We start from the raw sequence: 19264 nt of genomic DNA, 5'->3' as shown, positions 1-19264 counted from the left end.
AACGTAAACTTCTGCCTGTGGATCTCTTCAACTCTCCCGTTCTGCTCGTTGAGCAGCCCAAAAAAGTGTTCGCGGTCGAGTCGAAATACACCGTCTTCAACGCCCAGGGGCAACCGGTCGCGATCGTCGGCGAGCCGAACCTGTCCGGGGGCAAGAAGGCGATGCGCTTCATGTTCTCGGATCTTTCGAACAACACGCGGCACACCCTGCACGTGATGCGCCCCGACGGCGCGCCGATGCTGATCATCGACAAGCCGTTCGCCTTGGCGACGCCGAAGGTGAAGATCACTTGGCCGAACGGCCAGCCGATCGGCGCCATCCAATGCCATTTCGGGCTCAAGCCGCGCTTCACGATGCTGGACCCGCAGGACCGCCAGATCGGCGAGATTCGCGGTGACTTCTTCGCCTGGGACTTCCGGGTCACCGACTGGCAGGGCGTCGAGGTCGCTCAGGTCAACAAGCAGTGGGAGGGCCTCGCCGCCGCCTGGTTCACGACGGCCGACCGCTACGCCGTCCAGATCCCGTACCAGCTCCCCGACCCGCTCCGCACCCTCGTCATCTCCACGGCCATCACCATCGACGTGGTCCTGAGGGAGAACAAGAAGTAAGCCCCCTCATGATCGTCGGCGGTCGCTGCCGATAGAACGCGGCAACCGCCGATGATCACCTGGCGACCTCGACCTTGTTCATGTCGCCGTGCTCGATCGCGGACACCCGCGGGCCGACACCCCCATGGCCACAGCCACTTCTCGCTGGGTCGCCGACCGCCGACACAGTGCCTTCGGTTACGGAAGGCCGAGTAGGCGGGCCATGCGGGCGACGGTGTGGTCGAAGAAGGCGTCGGCGGGGTCGAGGGTGTTGGCGTACTGGCCGAACAGTTCGAACGTGACCATGCCGAACAGTTGCGTCCAGGCCACGGCGCCTCGAACGAGCAGGTGGCCGGGGACGTCCGGTCCGATGAACGCGGCGATGCGGGCGGTCTGCTCGGTGAGGACCGGCGGCATCGCGTCCTCGTCGCGCGGGGCGGCCAATGCGCCGGCCTCGTGGGCGTCGCGGATGATGGACATGATGGCGATGGGCACGCGGGTCGCCGAGGCGATCGTCGTCTCGGGCGCCTGGTATCCCGGCACCGGTGAGCCGTAGACCAGTGCGTACTCGTGGGGATGCGCGGTCGCCCAGGCGCGCACCGTCCGGCAGATCGCCTGCCAGCGGGCGCGGAAGCCGGCCGTGGCCGCAGCCCGGTCGGCGGCCTCAACCTCGTCGGCGAGTGCCGAGTACGCGTCGATGATCAGTGCGGTGAGCAGGTCGTCGCGGCTGGCGAAGTAGCGGTACAGCGCCGAGGAGACCATGCCGAGCTCGCGGGCCACGGCGCGCAGCGACAGCCCTTGGGCGCCGGAGACCGCCAACTGGCGGCGCGCCTCGTCCTTGATCTCCTGGGTCAGTTCGGCCCTCGCTCGCTCGCGGGCGGTACGACTCGCGTTCATGGGCACAGTCTGACAGGGATGAGATCGGCGCACAAATTCGAGAGCAGTGCTCTTGCTTCGCCGACATCCTCTGGTGCACACTGCTCTTAAGAGAGAGCACTGCTCACAAAGGAGTCGAGATGACCGCCACCACCGAGCCCCGTTACGTCCAGGGCGCCGGGATCGAGATCTACTTCAACAAGTTCGTGCACTTCCTGACCCGGAAGGGGGTCAGCCTCTTCGGGACGCGGGTCCTCGCCGTCCGGGGCCGTACCAGCGGGGAGTGGCGCACCACCCCGGTCAACCTGCTGACCCACGAGGGCACGCGCTATCTGGTCGCCCCGCGCGGCCACACCCAGTGGGTGCGCAACATCCGTGTCGCCGGCGGGGGTGAGCTGCGCCTGGGCCGCCGGGTCGAGTCGTTCACCATCACGGAACTACCGGACGACCAGAAGCCCCTGCTGCTGCGCCACTACTTCAAGCGGTGGGGCTGGGAGGTCGCCCGGTTCTTCGACGTGGACATCAAGAACGCCGACGACGAGCTGCTCGTGGCCGTCGCGCCGACCGTCCCGGTGTTCCGGATCGACTAGGTCAGATCTCCTCGTCGGAGGAGTAGACGGCGTCGGCGTCGACGATGCGGTAGGCGTAGCCCTGCTCGGCGAGGAAGCGCTGCCGGTGGGCGGCGTAGTCCTGGTCGAGGGTGTCGCGGGCGACGACCGAGTAGAACCGCGCGCCCTTGCCCGACGCCTTCGGGCGCAGGACGCGGCCGAGCCGCTGTGCCTCCTCCTGCCGCGACCCGAACGTCCCCGAGACCTGGATGGCCACCGAGGCCTCGGGCAGGTCGATGGAGAAGTTTGCGACCTTCGAGACGATCAGGACGGACAGCTCGCCGCTGCGGAAGGCGTCGAACAGCCGCTCCCGCTCCTTGATCTTCGTCTCGCCCTTGATCACCGGTGCGTCGAGTCGCTCGCCGAGCTCGTCGAGCTGGTCGATGTACTGGCCGATGACGAGCAACTGCTCGCCGCGGTGGCGCTCGACGAGGGCCTCGACGACCGAGGTCTTGGTCGCCGTCGTCGAGCAGAAACGGTAGCGCTCCTCCTGCTCGGCGGTGGCGTAGGCGAGGCGCTCGGAGTCGGTGAGCGTCACCCGGACCTCGACGCAGTCGGCCGGGGCGATCCAGCCCTGGGCCTCCATCTCCTTCCACGGCGCGTCGTACCGCTTCGGGCCGATGAGGGAGAACACGTCGCCCTCGCGGCCGTCCTCGCGGACGAGCGTCGCGGTCAGGCCGAGCCTCCGGCGGGTCTGCAGGTCGGCGGTCATCCGGAAGATCGGCGCGGGCAGCAGGTGCACCTCGTCGTACAGGACGAGGCCCCAGTCGCGGGCGTCGAACAGCTCCAGGTGGGAGTAGACGCCCTTCCGGCGGGTGGTCATGACCTGGTACGTCGCGATCGTCACCGGCCGGATCTCCTTCTTGGTGCCGGTGTACTCCCCGATCTCGTCCTCGGTCAGCGACGTGCGGCGCAGCAGCTCCTGCTTCCACTGGTGCGCCGAGACGGTGTTGGTGACGAGGATCAGCGTGGTGGCGGACGCGTGGGCCATCGCTGCGGCGCCCACGATCGTCTTGCCCGCGCCGCAGGGCAGTACGACGACGCCCGATCCGCCGTGCCAGAACGACTCGGCGGCGTCACGCTGGTACGACCGCAGCTCCCAGCCGTTCTCCTGCAGAGCGATCGGGTGGGCCTCGCCGTCGACGTACCCGGCGAGGTCCTCGGCCGGCCAGCCCAGCTTGAGCAGGGCCTGCTTGAGCGTGCCCCGCTCGCTGGGGTGCACGGCCACGGTGTCGTCGTCGACGCGCTGGCCGAACATCGCCTTGAGCTTCTTGGCCCGCAGCACCTCTTCGAGCACGGCGCGGTCCGACGAGGCCAGCACCAGCCCGTACGTCGGGTGTTTCTCCAGCCGCAGCCGGCCGTACCGGCCCATCGTGTCGGTGACGTCGACGAGCAGCGCGTGCGGCACGGGGTAGCGCGCGTAGGTGATGAGCGCGTCGATCACCTGCTCGGCGTCGTGGCCCGCGGCACGGGCGTTCCACAGCGCGAGCGGGGTGATCCGGTACGTGTGGATGTGCTCGGGCGCGCGCTCCAGTTCGGCGAACGGCGCGATCGCCTTGCGGCATTCGTTCGCCAGGTCGTGGTCGACCTCGAGCAGCAGGGTCTTGTCGGACTGGACGATGAGCGGGCCGTCGGTCACGGGGTGCCTTTCTGGGGTGGAACCTCAGTGTCCAACAGTCGGGACCCCCGTGAAGCTTCCCGCGCCCGATCGGTCAGTACGTACCGCTGGTGCTCGACGAGTGGTTGGCGAACGTGCCGATGCTGTACAGCACCACGAACAGGATGATGACGAGCACGATGTTGAGGACGACGCAGACCCACGACCACAGGGTCAGCTGCTTGGCGGACTCCGGGTCGGTGTTGTTCCGGTTCATCGCCATCGCGGCGAGGATGATGCCGGGCAGCCAGGCGATTCCGCCGCAGCAGAGCAGCGCGGAGATGATGTTGACGACGAGCGCCGCGACCGCGCTCCCGTTGGAGCCGCCGGCCGGTGCGCCCGGCGGCCCGTAGTAGCCGTAACCCTGCTGCTGCCCGTAGGCGTTCTGCTGGGCGTACGGGTCCTGCCAGCCCTGCTGGGTGTTCTGCCAGCCCTGCTGGCCATAGGGGTCCTGACCGTACGGGTTCTGGCCACCTTGACCGTACTGCCCATACGGGTCCTGCCATGTCACGGTGAGCCCCCAGGTCGACAATCCAAGGATGTAAACGGCACGCCAAGCATGACGGATAAGTACGACTCATCCGATCACCGTTTGGTTCCATCTTGCCGTCCCGAAAGTCGATTGTCCGGGGGACCTTCCGGTTCGACGAGGAACAGGCCCAGCACGAGGGCGGCGACGGGGACCGCGCCCAGGATCAGGAAGACGCCCCGCGGGCCGTACGCCTCGGCGATGAGGCCGAACACCGGGGAGATCAGGCCGCCGACGCTGACTCCCAGGCCCAGCGTGACTCCGGCCGCCGTTCCCGGCCGCGTCGGCAGGTAGTCCTGGCCGAGCTTGACGAGCACCGCGAACGGGATGTTCAGCGCGACGCCGCTGAACACGGCGAACAGCAGCGGAACGACCGGACCCGGGGCCAGGCGGAGCCCGACCAGCGCGGGGATCGCCAGCGCGCCGCCGATCTGCACGGTGCGGACCAGGCCGATCCGGTCGGCGACGCGGCCGCCGAGCAGGGTGCCGGCGACGCCCCCGACGAGGAAGCACGCCAGCGCGGCGCCCGCGAGCACGCGTGAGGAGTGCAGGTTCCGGATCCAGTACAGCTCGATGAAGGTGTTGACACCGAAGAAGGCCACGGACCGCACGATCTCGATGCCGGTCAGCACGAGGAACGGCGGCCACCGGTCCGTTCCCGTCCGTGCCACCGCGGACGCGGTCCCGGCCCTTCGCCGCCCGTGCCGGAGGAGGACGAAGGCGATCAGCAGGGCGGGCGGGATGAACAGCGCGCTCGCCCCGACGCCCATCGACACCAGCGCGGGCGTCGCCAGGACCGGAGCGAGGAAGAATCCGACGCTGCCGCCCGCGGCGAACAGGCTCATCGCGGTCGTGCTGTCGCCGGCCGTCTCCCGAGCCCACTTCCCGGCGGCCGGATGGAACATCGCCACGCCCAGCCCGGAGATCAGGATCAGGCTCCAGACGAGGGCGTAGGAGTTCACCAGGCCGGACAGCCCGAACCCGAGCCCGGCGACCGCCACGCCTACGGCGGCCAGCCGGCCGAGCCCCTTCCGGTCCACGGCCACGCCGATGAACGGCTGAGGCACCGAACTGCCCAGCGTGGCGGCGAGGGTCAGCCCGGAGGCGGCCACGTAGCCGTAGTGACGGTCCAGCACGAAGTACGGCACGCTCGCGGGGACCAGCCCCTGATACAGGTCGTCGACCGCGTGCGCGACCGCCCACACCCACATCCGCCGCAACGCCGAGGACGGCACGGCCGGCTTGGTCGGCCCGGGGGCGTCGGCCGCTTCGCTCGCGGTCTCCGTACGGGGCGCTCCGTCGCCGACACGGGTCCCTTCGGCGGTCATGATCGAGGTCCTGAGTGACACATGTGCTCAGGATCGGGCCCGGTACAGGGAGCGGGCTTCCGGTACTCTGCCAACAAATGTCGGTAACCCGCCAACATCTCACCGGCCCGACGCGCAAGTCGTTGCAGCACGGCGCCTGGATCGATTGGCACGACCACGCCCGGCACCAGCTCGTCCATCCGAGCCGGGGCGTGCTGCAGGTCTCCACGAGCGCGGGCTCATGGGTCGTCCCTCCGCACCGCGCCGTGTGGATCCCCGCCGCCGTGGCCCACTCCCACCAGGCGTACGGTCCGACGCAGATGCGGACCCTCGTCTTCGACACCCGGGTCAACCCGCTCGGGCTCGACACGCCCACCGTCCTGGCGGTGACCCCGCTGATGCGCGAAGTGATCATCGCGCTCAGCGACGACGACGGACTGACCACCCGCCAGCGGCGCAACCTCGAGGCGGTCGCCCTCGACCAGCTGCGCCGGGTCGAGGCACTCCCGCTGTGCCTGCCGACACCGGTCGACCCCCGGCTCCGCGACGTGGCGGGAATCCTGACCGCCGACCCCACCGACCAGCGCTCCCTCGCCGAACTCGGGCGGGCCGTCGGCGCGGGCGAACGCACGCTCAGCCGTCTCTTCCGGGAACAGACGGGGATGACCTTCCCGCAGTGGCGCACCCAGCTGCGGCTGCACCACTCCCTCACACTCCTCGCCACCGGAGCGTCGGTCACCACCGTCGCGGCCACCAGCGGCTTCCGCAGCCCCAGCGCGTACATCGAGTCGTTCCGCCACGCCTTCGGCGTCACCCCGGGCCGGTACGCGGGCGGCGCCGACCCGCGCTGACTCTTTGCCGGCCTACGGGTTGGCGATGGGCGCGGCCCGGTTACGCATCACGGCGTGACGCAGGTGATGAGTGTCGGGGAGCGCGAGGCGTTCCTCGCGGGAGTACGGCTCGGCGTGCTGAGTGTGACCGAGAGCGGCGGAGACCGGGCACCGGTGACCGTGCCGATGTGGTTCGCCTACGAGCCTGGTGGCGAGTTGTACTTCATCACCGGCGCGAAGAGCCGTAAGGCCGAGCTGATCCGGGAGGCCGGCCGGGTCACGCTGTGCGTGCACAACGACGACCCGCCCTACCGGTACGTCACCGTGGAGGGCCCGGTCACCGCCGTCGACGAACCGGCCGGGGAGGCCGAGCGCGCCGCGCTGGCCCACCGTTATCTCGGGCCGGAACTCGGCGAGCGGTATCTCCAGAGCACCAGCGGAGAGGGCCTCGTGCTGATCCGGATGCATCCCGCGCACTGGTCCAGCGCCGACTTCGGCAAGCGCGGGGGATGACCGCCGCGCGGTTCTTCGCCGCGAAGATATGGGCGTGAAATGGGAAGGGTCGAGGGGCCGTTTTCGGGGCCGATGACCCCTCGACCCATTTCGGCGTGGTGAGCTGATGGATTCCGGCATCAGCCTGCCCCAGCTGCGCTAACGGACGTTCTTGTAACGGCGCGCCGAGAAGGTGGCCGCGTAGGAAGCTGTCCAGGTGTGCTGGCCCGCCTTGGTGCCGGGGTGGGACTCCTCCCACACGATCGGGCGGCCCTTACTCGCCCATCCCATGAAGATCGCGACGTGGCCCTTCGACGTGCTCTGGGGGTCGTGGGTCAGCACGTCACCGTACCGGAGCGATTTCTTGGAGATGCCATAGGAATAGCTGAGGAGACTTCCGGTCCATTGGGACGTGTGCAGCCCCCAGGCCATCGAGACGTAGCCGGAGCAGTCCTGCCGGTAACGGCCGTAGCCGTTGCAGTAGTAGCTGCTCCGAGAGTACGAGACCTTGCCGAGCCAGGTGCGGGCGCGGGTCTTGATCTGGGCTCGGGTCAGGTGCAGGTTGCTGCTGGGGTTGCCCTTGCACGCCTGGGCCGTGACGTCCGTGACCTTCACGGCGGCCGGGGCTTTCGCGGTGGCCGGGGCGGCGACGGCGGCGTGTGCGGTCGCCATTCCGGTCAGGGTAAGGCCGGCCGTCATCGTCGTCGCTGCCAGGGTCTTTGCGGTAATGCGCATCTGAACTCCCGTTGTGGAGAGATGACCATGGGCATTACGGTCGGCCGACCGATGCGAACCCTGCCTTCTGTGATACGTGAGTCGCAAGGGCAAAAGAGTTACATTTGTGTGCATTCGGTGACATTCGTAGATTGATCATGGAATATCAGCACTGAATGCCGGTGACCGGAAACGGCCAGGGCGACCGGGTTTCGGAGCAGAATAAGCCGTTGACCTCGGCGCGGGCGGTGCTGTGAGCCAGGATGAGCTGCCGAGCTCGACGACGTCGGTGCTGTGGATCAGGGCGAGCCGTCGACCTCGGCGACGCCGGTGATGCGGTGCAGGGCGAAGCGCTGTACGGCGGCCCGCGTCGCGTCGTACGCGGTGAGGAAACCGCCCTCCACACGGGCCGGTTCGATGATGCGGCTGGACGCCTGCCCCTGCTGGTCGAGGTAGCCGATCCACACGCGGGCGCCTCGATCGGCCGCCTGCCGGAGCTGCTTGACCATGGCCATGGCAGGGGAGCGCGGCGGCGCGCCGCTCGGGACGGCGGCCCGCGCGGCGCTCTCGCCCGCCCGGAGCGCGCGGACGGCCGCCGTCACGACCGACGGGTCCGGGCCGGCCACGCCGATCTGGGAGTGGTGCGCCGGTTCGTACATGCCGTGCGTGGTCTCGGCTCGGCGCGCGTCGAGGCGGGTGACGACGACGGAGCCCTCCGGCGACTCGGCCACCGGCGCGTACCCCAGCGCGCGCAGGGACTCCAGCAGCTCGCCGCGGGAGATCCGGGAGGCCAGGACCGTCGGTGCGAGCCGGTGCAGCCGCAGCTGGTCCGAGCGCCGGTCCGCGAGGATCTCGTCGAGGACGGCAGGGTCGTCGCAGCGGACGTACGCCGAGGCGACGCCGACCCGCAACCGGCCGTGCCGGCGGGCGACGTCCTCGATGAGGTAGGTCAGCGGCTGCGGCAGGTCGGTCGTCGAATGCCGTTTGAGCAGGTCGATCAGCTCGGCTGCGCCGCGACCCGCGTCGAGGGCCCGGCGTACCGACTCCGGGGTGAAGCGGTAGACGGTGGCGCCGCCGGTGGACTCGACGTCGGCGGCGAGCGCGAGCTCGCGGGCCAGGTCGCTGACGAGCGGGCCCGGGGCGACCGCCGTCAGGTCGGCCTGGATGAGCACGTGGTCGACCGGCTCGGGCAGTACGGCGGCGAGCGCCTTGGTCGCGTCGCCGCCCGAGAGGAGCACCCGGGCGTGGCCGGACAGGGCGCCGAGCCCGGTGACACCGAGCACCTCGGCCTCGCGAAGGCTCCAGCCGACGAGTCGCTCGCGCAGGGTGCCGCCGCGGCGCGGCTGCTGCCACGTGAGGTAGGCGAAGACGTCCTCCGCCCTGGGCACGGTCCCGGGCTCGGCGTCGCCGAGCGCGCCGAGCACCGAGCGCCGCACCTGCGGGGCGCTCACCCGTACGGCCTCGTCGGACAGCGCGTTGATGAGCCGGTCGCGGTCGTCGCGCTCGCCCGCTAGGCCGGATGCCCGGTCGGTCAGCAGCCAGGCGTTGGCCAGGTCGGTCCAGCGGCGCTCGATGTCCCGCAGCCGCCACAGGTCGTACGCCTGGGTCGGCAGCCATTCCGCGCCCGCCGGGCCGTCGTGGTCGCCGTCGCGGGCGAGCAGCCCGGCGGCGTACGCCACCTCGATGAGCAGCGCGGCCGTCCACTCGGGCACGTCGAGCCGGCCGGCGGTGGCGCGCAGGTCGCGGATGCCGAGGCCGCCACCGCGCAGCACGCCGGGTGGCTCGACGCCCCAGTGGTCGAGCAGGTCCTCGATCGTGCGCACGAACGTGAACGCCTGGCCGCCGGCGGTGCGGTCGACGAGCGATCGCGGTCGCGCCTTGCCGTCGAGGGGCGGCGGTGTCGTCCGCAACTCGGCGAAGACCCGGCCGCCGCGCAGATGGAGGCCGACCTCGCGGGGCAGCGTCACGGTGCGGTCGTCGGTCGCGGCCAGCAGGCCACGCGCGAGAAGGCGCTCGATGGGGGAGGCGGCCGTGGCGAGGCTGACGGGCCGGCGGGCGCCGTCGACCCGGCCGACGGGCGGCCCCCAGGCGAGCCGGTCCAGCGCGGCCCTCGCCTCTGGACCCGCGTCCTCGATCAAAGTGGCGATCCGGCCCGGGATGTCGTCGACCGACTCCAGACCGAGGTCGCCGAGCAGCTCCGCCAACCGGTCGGAGGGATACGAGGCGAACGCCTCCCGGAGCGTCGGGCCGAGTCCGGCCGGGTGCGGAATGACCTGCCGCCCACCCGGCACCACCCGGAGGGCCTCGTCCTCGCCCCACACCAGGGCCAGGGTGCGCAGCCGGTCCACGGTCTCTCGGATCCGGGCGCCGGCCTCCGCGGCCGGCTCGGCGGAGACGGCCGTCAAGAGGTCGTCGTAGGCGATGGGCGTGGGGAGGACCAGCAGCGCCTCGAAGACGTTCAGCGCGAGCCGGTCAAGGCGGTCGAGCGCCCGCGACACGGCCGATGCCGCGGACGCTCGGGCGGCCAGCGCTCCCATGTCGGCGGGCACGGGAGTGATCAACTCGGGGCGAGCCGCGAACAGGGCGCGCAGACCGTCGTCGTCGCGCGCCCGCAGCCAATCGGCGTAGGTCTCCGTGCTCACGACGACAACGGTATTCGCGGATGGCGACCTGATGGTCCCGCGCGGGTACGGAATCGACGCCGCGCGTGATCGCGGCTAGGGCGCCGTCCCGACCCCTGCCTCGGCCAGGCGGCCCGCGGGGAGCCGGCCGCTTCGGTTCACGAAGGTCAGCGCGGTCGCCGAGAAAAGGCCGAGGAACAGCAGCACGAGCCACGGCAGGCCCGCCACGTTCAGGGTGCGCGACAGGCCCATCGCGGCGGCGCTGAGCAGGTTGCCGAAGACGGAGCCGACTCCGGACAGCAGGTTGTTGACGCTGTAGTACGTCCCGATCCCGCGGTCGCCGGCGAGGTCGGCGATGGTGGCCATCTCGAATGGGAAGACCATCATCATGCCGACGGTCAGGATCGCCGCGCACAGCATGATGGGGAGCAGGCGGATGAGCGGCCCGCCGTGCGCGGGCGGCAACATCAACGGGACGAACGCGACACCCATGATGATCAGGCCGCGCACCATGACCTGGCCGGGTGTCCAGCGCCGCTCGCACCACCGCGTGAGGCGTACCTGTCCCGCGAGACCGAGCAGGGCCGACAGGACGAACAGGGCCGTGATCCCGGCGCGTCCTCCGGACACGTGGCGTACCTCGATCGGCAGGCCGAACGAGAGCTGGTAGACGAGCGAGTACGACGCGAACATCGTCGCGGCGAAGGCGAGGAACACGCGGTCACCGAGCGCCTCCCGCCACTCGGCCCAGAGCGGACGCGCCGAGCCCGCGTGGACGCCGGCGCAGGGCGGCAGCAGCCACCACTGGGCCAGCGTGAGGGCGACGAAGACCCCGGCCGCCGCCGTGCACAGCGTTTCGAACCCCGCGTCGATCAGCAGGATTCCGGCGATAGGGCCGATGAGCAGCCCGACCCGGCGGCAGACGCTCGCCAGGGCGAACGCCTCGACCTTCCGGTCGCCTTCCACCTGGGCGAGGTACGCGCGCCTGGCGGGGATGAACAGCGCGCGGGCGAGCCCGCTGAACAGCGCTGCCCCGATCAGCCACGGCACGGCGGTGGACAGGCCGAACAGCACGCAGCCCAGGGCCTCGAGCGCGCATCCGACCACGAGCACCGGCTTGTAGCCGATACGGTCGCCCAGCGTGCCGGCGACGGCGAACAGGCCCTCGCTGAAGTGGCGCAGCCCCAGAAGGATGCCGACGAGCCAGACCGCCAGCCCGATCCGGTGCGTCAGGTGGTCGGCGAGGTACGGCGCGAGCATGAGGAGCCCGGCCGTCTCACCGCTCTCGTTGATCAGCAGCACCTTGGCGGGGCGGCCCATGGACATGAACCCCCGCACCGTGGCGATCACCGTTCTTCCCCTCGTACGGACATGGTGCTCCGTTCGGACTGCGCGGGCGGGCCGTCGGGGGGACGGAACTGCGGCGTGGGCTCCTCGGCACGCGTGATGACCACCACACTATGGAGCAACTTCTTTACCGTCCGTGACGAGTGGCGAAGTGGAGGGAGGGCCCTTCCCCGGCCGCCAATCCTCACTGGCCACTACAGCCACGTCGGTCCCAGGGGAAATGATTACCTCTGCTTAAGAGGTAATATCCGGACTTATGGGCAGCGATGGCGTTCGCCTGGGCGGCGATCTCATGGACGTGACCATGGCGATGCGCCGCCTCGTACGGCGCAGGCTGCGCGGTGTGACACCACCGCCGGACCTGCGCCCGGCCCAGGTCGAGCTGATGCTCGTCGTCGACCGCAACCCCGGGGTGAGCGTGGCGGCGGCCGCGCGCGAGCTCCGGCTGGCCGACAACACGGTGAGCACCCTGGTCAACCAGCTGATCCGCGCCGGCATGCTGCGCCGGGAGACTGACCCTGACGACCGGCGGGCCGCCCGGCTGGAGCTCACGGCCGCAGCGCGCCGCCGCATCGCCGACTGGCGGGACCGCCGGGCCCACCTTGTCGGGGCACGACTCGACGAACTGTCCGACGAGGACCAGGCTTCGATCGCCGCGGCGCTGCCCGCCCTGCGCCGGCTGCTCGCCCGGCTGGCGGAGCCGACAGGCGACGCAGCCGACGGTCCGCCCAGCCCGTCCACGGAGCCGGTCAGCGCCGGTCGCCCGGCGACATTCGTGCAGCCGTCCGACGACGCCGCCGACCGCCCGGCCAGCCCATCCACAGAGCCGGCCGACATCGGTCGCCCGGCAGCGTCATCCGTGCACGCGTCTTCCGACGGGGGTGAATCATGAGCGACGGGAGCGAACCGGCGGACCGGCTCGCGGTGATGTGCCGGGGGCTGCGGCACGCGTTCGGTGGCAACGTCGCGGTCGACGGCGTCGACCTGGAGGTGGCCGAGGGCGAGGTCTTCGGCCTGCTCGGCCCGAACGGGGCGGGCAAGACCACGACGATCCGGCTGATCACCACCCTGCTGCCCGCCACGCCGGGCATGGTGGAGGTGTTCGGGCTCGACGTGGCACGCCATCGGATGGCCGTGCGCCGGGCGATCGGCTACCTGCCCCAGCAGTTGTCCGCGGACGCCGCGCTGACCGGCCGGGAGAACGTCGAACTCTTCGCCCGCCTGTTCGACGTGCCGCGCCGCCATCGCCGGGAACGTGTCGAGGAGGTCCTGTCCGCGGTCGGGCTCGCCGACGCCGCCGACCGGCGCGCGCAGACGTACTCCGGGGGAATGATCCGGCGCCTCGAACTCGCGCAGGCCCTCGTCAGCGCCCCGCGCCTGCTCATTCTCGACGAGCCGACCATCGGCCTGGACCCGGTCGCGCGCGACGGGGTCTGGGAGCGCATCCAGGAGGTCCGGCACGCCACCGGGATGACCGTCCTGGTGACCACCCACTACATGGACGAGGCCGACCAGCACTGCGGCCGGATCGCGCTCATGCACCGGGGCCGGATCCAGGCCCTCGGCACCCCGACCGAACTCAAGTCCGGGCTGGAACCCGGCGCCACCCTCGAGGAGGTGTTCCGTGCCTACACCGGAGACCGGCTCGACGAGCCGGGACACGGATTCCGCGACGTGCGCCGCACCCGGCGCACCGCCGGCCGACTCGGCTGAGTCCGCGACCTCGGGACCGCCCGTCGGCACGGCCGAGTCTGTGATCTCTCGGCCGCCGGTCGACCCCACTGACCCTGCGACCTCCCGGCCGCCGGTCGGCTCGGTCGAGCCGTCGGCCCGCCGGGCCGCCTGGCGCCTGCCGCTCGCGCGGGTGACCGCGATGTGCATCGTCGAGCTGCAGAAGATGCGGCACGACCGGACGGAGCTCTACACCCGCGCGATCCAGCCCGCGCTGTGGATGCTGATCTTCGGGGAGACGTTCTCCCGGATCCGGGCCATCCCCACCGGGCGGGTGCCGTACCTGGACTACCTGGCGCCGGGCATCCTCGCTCAGTCCGCCCTGTTCATCGCGATCTTCTACGGCATCCAGATCATCTGGGAGCGCGATGCGGGCGTGCTGGCCAAGCTGCTCGTCACGCCGACCCCGCGGGCGGCGCTGGTCACCGGAAAGGCGTTCGCCGCGGGAGTGCGCTCCCTCGCTCAGGCCGTGGCCATCATGGTGCTGTCCGCGCTGCTCGGCGTGGTGCTGACCGTCAACCCCGTGCGCTGGCTCGGGGTCGTGGTCGTGGTGATGCTCGGCACCGCGTTCTTCTCGTGCCTGTCAATGACCATCGCCGGTCTCGCCATGTCCCGGGACCGGCTCATGGGCATCGGGCAGGCGATCACGATGCCGTTGTTCTTCGGGTCGAACGCGCTGTACCCGGTGAGCATCATGCCGGGATGGCTGCGCGTCATCAGCCATGTCAACCCGCTGAGCTACGAGGTCGACGCCCTGCGTAACCTGCTGATCGGCACGCCGGGGCATCTTCCTCTCGACATCGCGGTGCTCGTGGTGGCCGCGGCGGCCGGGATCACGGCCGCGTCGGCGTTGCTGGGCCGGCTCGTCCGCTGAGCCGGTCCCGGCGGCAGCGGGCCGACCGGCGGCTGAGCGGATCGCTTGGCCGGCGGTCGGTCCGCCGCGGCCGATTCGGGGATCTGCCTGGCCGCTATCGGCCGACGACCACTGCCGAACCCACCGGGCCGGCTACTGGACGGCTTCGGCGGCCGTGCCGACCAGGCCCATGGCGAGGCGGGACCAGCCGTTGATGAAGCGTTCTTCGTCGATGCGGTTGGGCGCCGCGTAGAGGGCGTCCTGGGCGAGCCAGTAGTTGACGATCGCCCCGCCGAGGGTCAGGGCGACGGCGTCCCAGTCCTCGTCGATTCCGGCCATCTCCGGCTGGCCGGCCAGCCACTTGCCGAACAGGTCGTAGAGGGGGTTGGCGATGCCCTCGCGCATCTCGGCGACGAGGTTGGGGAACTTGTCCAGGTCGCGGAAGAGGACCCGGATGAGGTCGGCCTCCTCCCGCATCTTGGCCAGGCCCGCCGACGCGGCCGCGCTCAGCCGGTCGGCCAGCGGCTGGTCCTGGATCCCGGCCGACCGCTTGAAGATCGTGGCGATCTGCTCGGAGGTGCGGGCGATGTGCTCGCGCACGGCGGCGGCCAGGACCTCCTCTTTGGAGCGGAAGTGGCGGTAGAGCCCACCGGCCCCTGGGGACAGGCCGGCCGCGGCCTCGATCTCCGCCACGGATGTCGCGGCGTAGCCCCGCTCGGCGAACAGCCGGAGCGCCTCGGCGACGATCCGTTCTCGGGTAGATCTTTGCATTTTCGTGTGCTCCTCCGAGAAAGAGCGTAAGCCATGGAACGGTCGCGCGATGTCGTACGGATTCGTCATCTCACAGGGTGTGACAGTGCGCGTACGGAGGCGACGGTCAGCGAATCCTCCGGATCAGCCCGGCTGCCACCCTTCCGGCGATGAGGTACACGACGGCGGCGATCCCGTAGTTGACGAGCACCGCCACGCGTTCGTCCTTGGGTGTGAACATGTCCCGGAACTCCCACGCGAATCCCTGTGCCCGATCGTTCACCGTCCGGACGATCGGGTTGGCGGGATTGGCGGAGAACACGACGAAGGCGATGTGCAGGGCCAACACCACCGTGACGACCGTCGCGGCGACCGCGACCACGGTGGCCGCGATGCCTGCGGCTCTGGCCAGGCCGCTTCGGAGTGGATCGCCGTTCGGCCGGTGTCGTCCGGCCTGCGGAACGGTCCGGTCGGAGGAGGACTCGTCTCGGCCGGAATCCTGGGCGACATTTCCCGACTTAGTGCGCCATCTCGCCATTTTCTTTTCTTACTCTCGAGATCGATTTGCCGTCTGTACGGTTCGAGGGGTGGCCGCTGGGTATATCCGCATCACGTAACCGCAGTTATGGGCCTGCAAATAATGCGAGCCCGGCCGGTGACCAGATCAATAGATCCAGATTTCGCGCAGACTCCGCGCCCTCCCACTCGGATCCCGTCGCATCGCCACTACCGGGAGGGCGCGGGCACGCGTGAGTCGGCATGGTACGTACCCTAAGGCGCGTGCTCGCTGTGGGATTCGATCTGGACATGACACTTGCCGACACCCGTACGGGGATCGCCGCTGCCTTCGAGAGGCTGTCGGCGGAGACCGGGGTGCCCATCGACACGGCCGCCGTGACCTCGCGCCTCGGCCCGCCGCTGGAGACCGAACTCGCCTACTGGTTCCCGCCCGAGGACGTCGTGGAGGTGGCCGCGCGTTACCGCGCCTTCTACGGCGAGGTCGCCGTTCCCCGTACGTCCCCGATGCCCGGTGCGGGCGCGGCCGTCGACGCCGTACGGGCCCGGGGCGGGCGCGTCATCGTCGTCACCGCCAAGAACCAGCGCGACGCCGAGGCGACCGTCCGGTTCCTCGGCCTGAACGTCAACGCCGTCGCGGGCGGGCTCTTCGGCACGGGGAAGGGCTCGGCGCTGAAGGAGTTCGGTGCGACGGCGTACGCCGGGGACCACGTCGCCGACATCGACGCCGCCCGGGCTGCGGGCGCCCGCAGCGTCGCGATCGCCACCGGCCCGTACGATTCGGAGGCGCTGCGGGCCTACGGAGCCGATATCGTGTTGCCCGATTTGCGGCGTTTCCCCGACACTTTGAACGAACTGATCAACCCTGGTTCCCCGTCGAGGCAATAGCCTTGATGTGACCCGCCCGGACAAGAGCTAGCAACGAGGTCCCCTGTGCCCACTGGCAAGGTCAAGTGGTACGACGCCGACAAGGGATTCGGCTTCCTCACCCGCGATGACGGTGGTGAGGTGTTCGTTCATTCCTCCGCGCTGCCCGGCGGCGTGACCTCGCTCAAACCCGGGCAGCGCGTCGAGTTCGGGGTCGTCGAGGGCCGCAAGGGACAGCAGGCGCTGAGCGTCCGCACGCTCGACAACCCGCCGTCCGTGGTCAAGGGCAAGCGCAAGAAGCCCGACGAGATGGTGGAGATCGTCGAGGACCTCATCAAGCTCCTCGACGGCATCTCCACCACCTATCGTCGGGGCAAGCACCCCGAGGGCAAGATCGCCAAGAAGATCGGTGAGGTGCTGCGCGCGGTCGCGGACGACCTCGATCCGCAGTAGTCACGCGGTGGTGTCGGCGACGCTCGGCTCACCCTCGGCGGCGCGCTCGCGGCGTCGTACGGCACGGCGGCTCCTGGACCGGGACGCCAGCGTGAGCAGGGACAGCGCGAGCGCGCCGGCCACCGCGGCGAGGGCGAGGTGGCCGTTCGAGGCGACGATCGACATGCCGAGTCCGGTCAGCCCGCCGACCACCCAGACGAGCTGGTGCACCGTCTCCGTCACCGCGAACGTCGACGACCGGACCTCCTCGCCGATCTCCCGCTGCACGATCGCGTCCAGGCCGAGCTTGCCCAGCGACTGACCGAGCGCGCCGACGAACGCCACCACGAGCGCGGCGATGAGGCCGAAGAACGCCGCGCACACCGCCGCCGTCACCGTCGCGGTCGCCAGCGTGCCGAACACGATCGCGCGCGGAGCCCGCGCCTTGACCAGTGCGCCCAGGCCGGTTCCGGCCAAGCCGCCCGCGCCGGCGGAGGCCGCCAGCAGACCCAGTGCGATGTTGGGCGAGACCGGCTGGACGAACCCCTTGGTCCGCAGCAGGAACGCCAGATAGAGGATCAAGAACCCGGCGAACGCCCGAAGGGCCGCGTTGACGAGCATCGCCTCCCCGACCACCGGCCCGACCCGCAGCAGGGTCCGCCAGCGGCCCCGGTCGTCCGTACGGGCTCCCTCCGGGGCACCCGCGTCGGTGGTGTCGGGCGTGTCGACGTGGGACGGCAGCCGCATGGCGGAGATCGCGCCGACCATGAAGACGACCGTCGCGACGCGCAGGGCCCAGCCGGCGTTCGTGACGGCGACCAGACCCGCCCCGAGCGGCGCCATGATCGACGCGGCGACCAGGCCGGTGAACGACGCGCGGGCGTTCGCGGTGACCAGGGCGAGGCCGTCGGGCAGCACCCGCGGCGTGACGGCACTGCGCGACACCCCGAACGCCTTCGACAGCACGAGCGCCCCGAACGCCGCGGGCATCAGCGTCACCGGATCCTTGTGCAGGACCGCCCCGGCCATCCCCCAGCACAGCAGGCCGCGCGCCAGCATCGTGCCCGCGATCGCGATGCGCCGCGCGTGGCGCATGTGGTCGAGCACCGGCCCGATCAGGGGCGCGACCAGCGCGAACGGCGCCATCGTCACCAAAAGGTAAAGGGCGACCTGGCCACGCGCCTGCTGAACGTCAAGGCTGAAGAACATCGTGCCCGCCAGCGCCACCGCGATCAGCGCGTCCCCGGCGCTGTTCAGCGCGCCCAGCTCGATCAGGGCGCCCAGCCCGCTGCCGCCCGCGCCCCCGGCGTGCGTGGCCCGGCGGGTCGCCCGGCCGGCCTTTTGGGCCACCCCGCGCATCGACCGCCCCATGGCGCGCGTACGTGACCACAAACTCATGCCGTCAAGTCTGCCTCTTTGCGGCGAACCCATGCCCATTGATGAGCGACAATCGTGTATGTGAGTCCTGTGCGTTCCACCAGTCCGGCCGCCACCAGGCGGAGCCGTACCCCTGTGATCGACGCCATCGCCGCCGAGGCCGTCGATCTGGCACGCGCGGCGGCCGAGGAGACGTCCCGGCCGGAGTTCGTCGGCGAGCACCTGGGCATGCTCCCCGAGGCGGAACGGGTCGTCACCCACTACTTCGCCTGCCAAGACCCGGCCTACCGTGGCTGGCGCTGGGCCGTCTCGGTCGTCCGCGCCTCCCGCGCCAAACACGCCACCGTCAGCGAGAGCGTGCTGCTGCCCGGCGAGGACGCCATGCTCTCTCCCGAGTGGGTCCCGTGGAGCGACCGGCTGCGCCCCGGCGACCTCGGCCCCGGCGACCTGCTGCCGACACAGGCCGACGACCCGCGCCTGGCGCCCGGATTCACGAGTACGGAGGAGATCGACGTCGAGCTCGGCTGGGAGCTGGGCCTCGGCAAGGCCCGCGTGCTGTCCGTCGAGGGCCGCGACGATGCCGCCGGCCGGTGGTACGGCGGGGAGTCCGGCCCGGAGGCGCCGGTCGCCCGTTCCGCGCCGGCACAGTGCGCGACCTGCGGCTTCTTCGTGCCGCTCGCGGGCTCACTGCGGCAGGTGTTCGGCGTGTGCGCCAACGAGTACGCCCCCGACGACGGCAAGGTCGTCTCCGTCGACCACGGATGCGGCGCCCACTCCGAGGCCGTGGTGGCGCCGCCCTCGGCCGAGGTCGCGCCCCCTATCGTCGACGAGATGGGCTACGACGTGGTGCCGTCGGCGACACTGACCGACGAGGAGGCCCTCGGCCACAGCTGACCGTCCCGCGAGGTCGGTCGGGCGCGGGCCGAGAGTTCGGTCGGACGCAGGCCGAGAGTTCGGTTGGGTGCAGGTTGGTCGGGAAAGCTCGCGGGGCCGGCCTGCGCACCGCAACCCCGGTCGGTCGCCGCGTTCGACGCGGAGGCGGGTTCGCGAGCGCGGCCGACCGGCCGCGCGCAGGCCGATCGGGAAGGCCCGGGAGGTCGGTCGGGCGCGGGTTGGTCGGGAAGGCCCGGGAGGTCGGTCGGGCGCGGGTAGGACGGGAATGGACGGGAG

General features: G+C 70.8%; 20 protein-coding genes. 10 read left to right on the top strand and 10 right to left on the bottom strand.

Features of this window, described 5'->3' with window-relative positions; genetic code table 11:
- The first annotated feature begins 17 nt into the window (after positions 1-17).
- Positions 18-608 (top strand): phospholipid scramblase-related protein, encoded by a 591-nt coding sequence (locus AB0I04_RS25385; RefSeq protein ID WP_360889035.1) that lies wholly within the window; start codon positions 18-20, stop codon positions 606-608.
- Positions 609-785: 177 nt separating this feature from the next.
- Here the strand turns inward: AB0I04_RS25385 and AB0I04_RS25380 are convergent, their stop codons facing one another.
- Positions 786-1484, bottom strand: a complete 699-nt coding sequence (locus AB0I04_RS25380) for a TetR/AcrR family transcriptional regulator (protein WP_360889032.1) — start codon at positions 1482-1484, stop codon at positions 786-788.
- Between the two features lie 119 nt (positions 1485-1603).
- Between AB0I04_RS25380 and AB0I04_RS25375 the strand changes: the two genes are divergently transcribed.
- Positions 1604-2053, top strand: coding sequence for a nitroreductase/quinone reductase family protein (locus AB0I04_RS25375; protein WP_360889029.1), 450 nt, complete (start codon positions 1604-1606; stop codon positions 2051-2053).
- Between the two features lies 1 nt (position 2054).
- Here the strand turns inward: AB0I04_RS25375 and AB0I04_RS25370 are convergent, their stop codons facing one another.
- The 3 genes from AB0I04_RS25370 to AB0I04_RS25360 all read right to left on the bottom strand — a co-directional run bounded on the left by AB0I04_RS25370 (position 2055) and on the right by AB0I04_RS25360 (position 5585).
- Positions 2055-3710: a DNA repair helicase XPB gene (locus AB0I04_RS25370; protein WP_360889026.1), complete on the bottom strand. Its 1656-nt coding sequence runs from the start codon at positions 3708-3710 to the stop codon at positions 2055-2057.
- Positions 3711-3783: 73 nt separating this feature from the next.
- On the bottom strand, positions 3784-4260 hold the full coding sequence (locus AB0I04_RS25365; protein WP_360889023.1) for a hypothetical protein: 477 nt from the start codon (positions 4258-4260) through the stop codon (positions 3784-3786).
- A gap of 53 nt (positions 4261-4313) precedes the next feature.
- Positions 4314-5585 carry an MFS transporter gene (locus AB0I04_RS25360; protein ID WP_360889020.1) on the bottom strand — a complete coding sequence of 424 codons (1272 nt, stop codon included), beginning with the start codon at positions 5583-5585 and terminating at the stop codon, positions 4314-4316.
- A gap of 77 nt (positions 5586-5662) precedes the next feature.
- On the opposite strand from AB0I04_RS25360, the gene AB0I04_RS25355 reads away from it, so the two are divergent.
- Together AB0I04_RS25355 and AB0I04_RS25350 are read left to right on the top strand one after the other, a co-directional pair.
- Positions 5663-6415 (top strand): helix-turn-helix transcriptional regulator, encoded by a 753-nt coding sequence (locus tag AB0I04_RS25355; RefSeq protein WP_360889017.1) that lies wholly within the window; start codon positions 5663-5665, stop codon positions 6413-6415.
- A 54-nt stretch (positions 6416-6469) separates the two neighbouring features.
- Positions 6470-6907, top strand: coding sequence for a pyridoxamine 5'-phosphate oxidase family protein (locus tag AB0I04_RS25350; protein WP_360889014.1), 438 nt, complete (start codon positions 6470-6472; stop codon positions 6905-6907).
- Between the two features lie 138 nt (positions 6908-7045).
- Here the strand turns inward: AB0I04_RS25350 and AB0I04_RS25345 are convergent, their stop codons facing one another.
- The 3 genes from AB0I04_RS25345 to AB0I04_RS25335 all read right to left on the bottom strand — a co-directional run bounded on the left by AB0I04_RS25345 (position 7046) and on the right by AB0I04_RS25335 (position 11571).
- Positions 7046-7621 carry a hypothetical protein gene (locus AB0I04_RS25345; protein WP_360889011.1) on the bottom strand — a complete coding sequence of 192 codons (576 nt, stop codon included), beginning with the start codon at positions 7619-7621 and terminating at the stop codon, positions 7046-7048.
- Positions 7622-7899: 278 nt separating this feature from the next.
- Positions 7900-10242, bottom strand: a complete 2343-nt coding sequence (locus AB0I04_RS25340) for a helicase-associated domain-containing protein (protein WP_360889008.1) — start codon at positions 10240-10242, stop codon at positions 7900-7902.
- Between the two features lie 75 nt (positions 10243-10317).
- Positions 10318-11571: an MFS transporter gene (locus tag AB0I04_RS25335; protein WP_360889005.1), complete on the bottom strand. Its 1254-nt coding sequence runs from the start codon at positions 11569-11571 to the stop codon at positions 10318-10320.
- Between the two features lie 253 nt (positions 11572-11824).
- On the opposite strand from AB0I04_RS25335, the gene AB0I04_RS25330 reads away from it, so the two are divergent.
- From AB0I04_RS25330 to AB0I04_RS25320, 3 genes are read left to right on the top strand one after another with little or no spacing between them, the layout of a single operon-like run.
- Entirely contained in the window at positions 11825-12460 is a 636-nt protein-coding gene (locus AB0I04_RS25330; protein WP_360889001.1) for a MarR family transcriptional regulator, read from the top strand.
- Positions 12457-13281 (top strand): ATP-binding cassette domain-containing protein, encoded by an 825-nt coding sequence (locus AB0I04_RS25325; protein WP_360888997.1) that lies wholly within the window; start codon positions 12457-12459, stop codon positions 13279-13281. The genes AB0I04_RS25330 and AB0I04_RS25325 overlap by 4 nt, the downstream gene beginning before the upstream one ends.
- A gap of 40 nt (positions 13282-13321) precedes the next feature.
- A complete protein-coding gene (locus AB0I04_RS25320) occupies positions 13322-14173 on the top strand; it encodes an ABC transporter permease (protein WP_360888994.1) in 852 nt (283 codons plus the stop codon).
- A 132-nt stretch (positions 14174-14305) separates the two neighbouring features.
- Here AB0I04_RS25320 and AB0I04_RS25315 read toward each other — a convergent pair whose 3' ends face one another.
- Both AB0I04_RS25315 and AB0I04_RS25310 read right to left on the bottom strand, forming a co-directional pair.
- Positions 14306-14923 (bottom strand): helix-turn-helix domain-containing protein, encoded by a 618-nt coding sequence (locus AB0I04_RS25315; RefSeq protein WP_360888991.1) that lies wholly within the window; start codon positions 14921-14923, stop codon positions 14306-14308.
- Between the two features lie 106 nt (positions 14924-15029).
- Positions 15030-15440: a hypothetical protein gene (locus tag AB0I04_RS25310; RefSeq protein ID WP_360888988.1), complete on the bottom strand. Its 411-nt coding sequence runs from the start codon at positions 15438-15440 to the stop codon at positions 15030-15032.
- Between the two features lie 242 nt (positions 15441-15682).
- Here AB0I04_RS25310 and AB0I04_RS25305 point away from each other — a divergent pair, with 242 nt between their 5' ends.
- Positions 15683-16306 carry an HAD hydrolase-like protein gene (locus AB0I04_RS25305; protein WP_360888985.1) on the top strand — a complete coding sequence of 208 codons (624 nt, stop codon included), beginning with the start codon at positions 15683-15685 and terminating at the stop codon, positions 16304-16306.
- A gap of 45 nt (positions 16307-16351) precedes the next feature.
- Entirely contained in the window at positions 16352-16738 is a 387-nt protein-coding gene (locus tag AB0I04_RS25300) for a cold-shock protein (protein ID WP_360888983.1), read from the top strand.
- Here AB0I04_RS25300 and AB0I04_RS25295 read toward each other — a convergent pair whose 3' ends face one another.
- The gene (locus tag AB0I04_RS25295; protein WP_360888980.1) at positions 16739-18115 is read right to left on the bottom strand and encodes an MFS transporter; all 1377 of its coding nucleotides are present in this window, start codon (positions 18113-18115) and stop codon (positions 16739-16741) included.
- Between the two features lie 60 nt (positions 18116-18175).
- Here AB0I04_RS25295 and AB0I04_RS25290 point away from each other — a divergent pair, with 60 nt between their 5' ends.
- Positions 18176-18988: a DUF3027 domain-containing protein gene (locus AB0I04_RS25290; protein ID WP_360888977.1), complete on the top strand. Its 813-nt coding sequence runs from the start codon at positions 18176-18178 to the stop codon at positions 18986-18988.
- Positions 18989-19264: the final 276 nt, after the last annotated feature.

Origin of the sequence: Actinoallomurus sp. NPDC050550 (assembly GCF_040655075.1) — a bacterium.
Classification (GTDB): domain Bacteria; phylum Actinomycetota; class Actinomycetes; order Streptosporangiales; family Streptosporangiaceae; genus Actinoallomurus.
This window is presented reverse-complemented; position numbering and strand designations above follow the sequence as displayed.